6 protein-coding genes are annotated in these 3,605 nt (G+C 36.7%); 5 read left to right on the top strand and 1 reads right to left on the bottom strand.

Annotated elements, in window-relative coordinates:
* Positions 1 to 6: 6 nt before the first annotated feature.
* The 5 genes from ACEW8O_RS08895 to ACEW8O_RS08875 all read left to right on the top strand — a co-directional run bounded on the left by ACEW8O_RS08895 (position 7) and on the right by ACEW8O_RS08875 (position 2,832).
* Positions 7 to 126, top strand: coding sequence for an RNA polymerase sigma factor (locus ACEW8O_RS08895; RefSeq protein WP_373494272.1), 120 nt, complete (start codon positions 7 to 9; stop codon positions 124 to 126).
* The gene (locus ACEW8O_RS08890; RefSeq protein WP_373494271.1) at positions 116 to 544 is read left to right on the top strand and encodes a hypothetical protein; all 429 of its coding nucleotides are present in this window, start codon (positions 116 to 118) and stop codon (positions 542 to 544) included. The genes ACEW8O_RS08895 and ACEW8O_RS08890 overlap by 11 nt, the downstream gene beginning before the upstream one ends.
* 5 nt (positions 545 to 549) lie before the next feature.
* Positions 550 to 1,083 (top strand): DUF4252 domain-containing protein, encoded by a 534-nt coding sequence (locus tag ACEW8O_RS08885; protein ID WP_373494270.1) that lies wholly within the window; start codon positions 550 to 552, stop codon positions 1,081 to 1,083.
* A gap of 205 nt (positions 1,084 to 1,288) precedes the next feature.
* Positions 1,289 to 1,768, top strand: coding sequence for a DUF4252 domain-containing protein (locus ACEW8O_RS08880; RefSeq protein WP_373494269.1), 480 nt, complete (start codon positions 1,289 to 1,291; stop codon positions 1,766 to 1,768).
* 470 nt (positions 1,769 to 2,238) lie between these two features.
* Entirely contained in the window at positions 2,239 to 2,832 is a 594-nt protein-coding gene (locus ACEW8O_RS08875) for a hypothetical protein (RefSeq protein ID WP_373494268.1), read from the top strand.
* A 70-nt stretch (positions 2,833 to 2,902) separates the two neighbouring features.
* On the opposite strand, the gene ACEW8O_RS08870 is transcribed toward ACEW8O_RS08875, so the two are convergent.
* Positions 2,903 to 3,605, bottom strand: a 703-nt coding sequence (locus tag ACEW8O_RS08870; RefSeq protein WP_373494267.1) for a pseudouridine synthase, incomplete at its 5' end; no start/stop codon positions are given.

Here is a 3,605-nt window from a genome sequence, read left to right as displayed (position 1 = left end):
GAGGGATTGACCTATGAAGAGATTGCTGAATATTTGGAGATTTCCATTGAACAGGTGAAGGTTAATTTACACAGGGCAAGAAAATCACTCCGTGAATATTTAATGGGGATAAAACATGAAAGATAGAATAGACATATTGCTTGAAAAGTATTTTGAAGGGCATTCCAGTCTTGAAGAGGAAAAAGAGCTAAGAGATTTGCTTCAAAAAGCCGAAGGATTTGAAACAGAGAAGCAGTTCTTTTTAGGTTTGAAAAAAATCTCAGAGGTCGAATCCTATATAACAGCGTTGCCAAAACCTAGCAGGAATATTTATTCTTTTTGGGTAAAAATCGCAGCCACTTTATTGGTGTTTTTGATAGCAGGAATCGCTGTATTTCAATTTCAGGAAAAACAAAAAGGACAGGAAGCCTATCATCAGGTGATGCAGGCATTTGCTTTGATCCAAACCAATATGCATAAGGGTCTGAACAGCATGGAGGCCATGGAGGATTTCAGGCATTTGAATACGACCGAGGAATTGTTTGAATTGAACACGAAAAAATAAACACTATGAAAAGATATATCACAGCCATTCTATTTTGCTTTATAGTTAGCAGTGTTCAGGCACAGGATGATGCCATCGTTAAGTTTTTTTCCAAGTATATGGAAGATGACAATTTCTCCCGGGTCTATATCAGTCCAAAAATGATGCAGATGGCAGGGGGATTCCTCAAATCTGCGGGAGAAGGTTCCGATAAAGATGCCGAGGAATTGGGAGACCTGATTTCAAAAGTCAGGGGAATCAGGATTTTGAGTGCAGATAAAGTAAATGGTCAAAACCTTTACAAAGAGGCTATGGGCACTTTGACCAGAAACAAATATGAGGACCTGATGGATGTGGCAGATAAGGGTTCCAATGTAAAATTCATGGTTAGAGAAGAAAACGGTAAGGTTAGGGAGCTTTTGATGATTACAGGTTCTGAAGATAGTTTTACCCTGCTGAGTATGCTGGGCAACTTCACATATCAGGACCTGAATATTCTGGCAGACAAAACCAATATGCCCGGTATGAAAGAGTACCAAAGTGGAAATAAAAAGAAATAACAAACAAGCAATGTTTCTATACGCCTTTTTGCCGGTAACCCAAGATTCTTTTACAAATGGGACGGAAGTCGGAAGACCGAAGACCGAAATACCGGACATTTAATTCTATTGTCAAGAATTATATCGAATTGCCATTTTACTGGCATCAATGCGAGCATACATACGAACGAAAATCAAACTATTAAGAATTCTAAACCTAAACAACATGAAAAAATTAATTTTAGCTACCCTTTTTCTAGGGATTTCTTTCGCAGCATTTTCACAGAGCAAAAGTGTGGATGGACTTTATCAGAAGTATAAAAGTAATGAGGATTTCTTCCATCTCGACATTGGAGGAAGCTTTATGAACTTTGCCAAAGGAATGAATATCAAATTGGATGAAGGGAAGACGCAGGCTTTGGCCAACTCCATGGAAAGATTGAAAATGTTCAAATTGCCGGTCAATGCCCAAACGGCAAAATCAGAATTCAGCTCCCTTCAAAAATCTTTGCAAAGAGAGAAATTTGACCTGATGATGGAGATAAGTGAAAAGAAGAACGGTGTCTTGGTATATACCAAAGGGGATAGAAGAATCAGTGATATCGTAGTTTTGATCAGTGACAATTCGGGGGATTTTATGATCATTGAGCTGCAGGGGGATTTTGATTCCAAAACTGTCGCTGATGCCGGGAAAAGTATCCACTAATCACTGAAATATAAGAAATATTGGATACCATATATAGATATATGGGTTATATTTTATAAATCTACCTTATTCTTTAAGCATGGAAGGTTTCCATGCTTTTATTTTTTATAATTTGAAAAGGTATTGGTAATATTTTTTTCTTACTTAACATAAACTTAATTTTCAGAATTATATATTGTTTATTAAAGCTTTTTGGGATTTCTTAATCTCATGCTATCGATTCCGAGAAAATTTTATCTAATTATTGAATCCGTAAAATATATTTTAATTTATTGCTAAATATCTAATTAAACATAATATTTATTAAAATATTTGCAACGTAAGATTTTTTAATATAGGTTTGTATCAGAGTTCATCACCAACATGACTCTATTCTTCCCAAGGTAACCGGCCTCACATTCTTTGAAATAGGGAAAATCCCTAAGAGGTACTTCAAAATAAAATTTCTTAACCTATTAACTATTATTACCATGAAAAAATCAATCATTGCATTCATCTTTGCAATTGGCGTTTCAGTAAGCGCCATGGCAAACACGTCAGGTTCACAGGAACTTGAGAAAAAAGCGGTATCCCTTAATAAAGTGGATCAAAACAAAGTCCGGTTATTCTACGGTCTCAATGAAGAAAGTACAGTATTGGTTAAAGTCTATGATGAGAATCATTTTCTGGTACAGAAAGATAGAACTGTATCCAAAAATGCATTTGCCAAATATTACGACTTTTTCCAGCTTGCTGCAGGAGTTTACACTGTAGAACTTTATTCAGACAATGAATTGATGGATAAAATCGAAATGGACATGCGCAAGACAGAGGTTTCGCCAATTGTCTATTCAAAATTGGACAAAATTGAATTCAATAAATTCAAACTGCTTGTAAATTCAATAATGGCTTCAGATATGATTGTAGAGGTCTATGAAAATGACCGATTGATCTATGAAGAAAAATTTGAAAATGTAAGCGGTTTTCATAAGCTCTATAAAATTCAAGGGGTAAGCCCGACTTCAAGACTGGAGTTTTTTGTAAAAACAAGCGATGGCTTCAAAAATGTGCTGACAGCCAGATAAACTAAACCACCAACAAATATGAAAGGCCACGATGGGAATCGTGGCCTTTTGCAATTTATACAGGATTGATTTATAAAAAGTACTTCAATCTGACTACCTCTTTTTCGGCCAGGAATCTGAATTTCCCCCTTGGAAGATCTTTTTTGTCCAGACCGGCATACATCACCCTGTCCAAGCCGACGACTTCATAACCCAAATGGGCGAAAATCCTTCTCACAATTCTGTTTTTACCGACATGGATCTCAAGACCTAAAATCGTCCTGTCTTTGGAGAGGACCTGTAGGTCATCCACTTTGACAGGGCCATCTTCCAAAGTCAATCCCTCGGATATATCTTTTTCATGATTGTGGGTGATGGATTTGTCCAAAGTCACTTGGTAGATTTTCTTGATGTTATTGGAAGGATGTGAAAGCTTTGCAGCCAATTCACCATCATTGGTAAACAGTAGTAAACCTGTAGTATTCCTGTCCAACCTTCCCACCGGAAAAACCCTTTCCTTACAGGCATTTTCCAAAAGATGCATCACCGTTTTTCTTTCCATCGGATCATCAGTGGTAGTAATAAAATCCTTTGGCTTGTTCATCAATATATAGACAGGTTTTTCCGGATTGATTGTTTTCCCTTTGTAGATGATCTTATCTGTTCTAAGGACCTTATGGCCAAGTTCTGTGATGACCTCACCATTGACCATTATTTCACCTTTCTTGATCAACTGGTCAGCCTCTCTTCGTGAACAAATCCCGGAATTGGAAATATACTTGTTAAGTCTAAAA

It is taken from the genome of Aquiflexum sp. (genome assembly GCF_041749095.1).
Lineage (GTDB): Bacteria > Bacteroidota > Bacteroidia > Cytophagales > Cyclobacteriaceae > Aquiflexum.
The sequence above is the reverse complement of the archived record's forward strand: the minus strand, read 5'-3'. Positions and strand labels throughout refer to the sequence as shown.

Excerpts from the sequence above, each read along its gene's own strand:
- ACEW8O_RS08890 (WP_373494271.1), top strand. The coding sequence starts at position 116 with ATGAAAGATAGAATAGACATATTGCTTGAAAAGTATTTTGAAGGGCAT.
- ACEW8O_RS08885 (WP_373494270.1), top strand. The coding sequence starts at position 550 with ATGAAAAGATATATCACAGCCATTCTATTTTGCTTTATAGTTAGCAGT.
- ACEW8O_RS08880 (WP_373494269.1), top strand. The coding sequence starts at position 1,289 with ATGAAAAAATTAATTTTAGCTACCCTTTTTCTAGGGATTTCTTTCGCA.
- ACEW8O_RS08875 (WP_373494268.1), top strand. The coding sequence starts at position 2,239 with ATGAAAAAATCAATCATTGCATTCATCTTTGCAATTGGCGTTTCAGTA.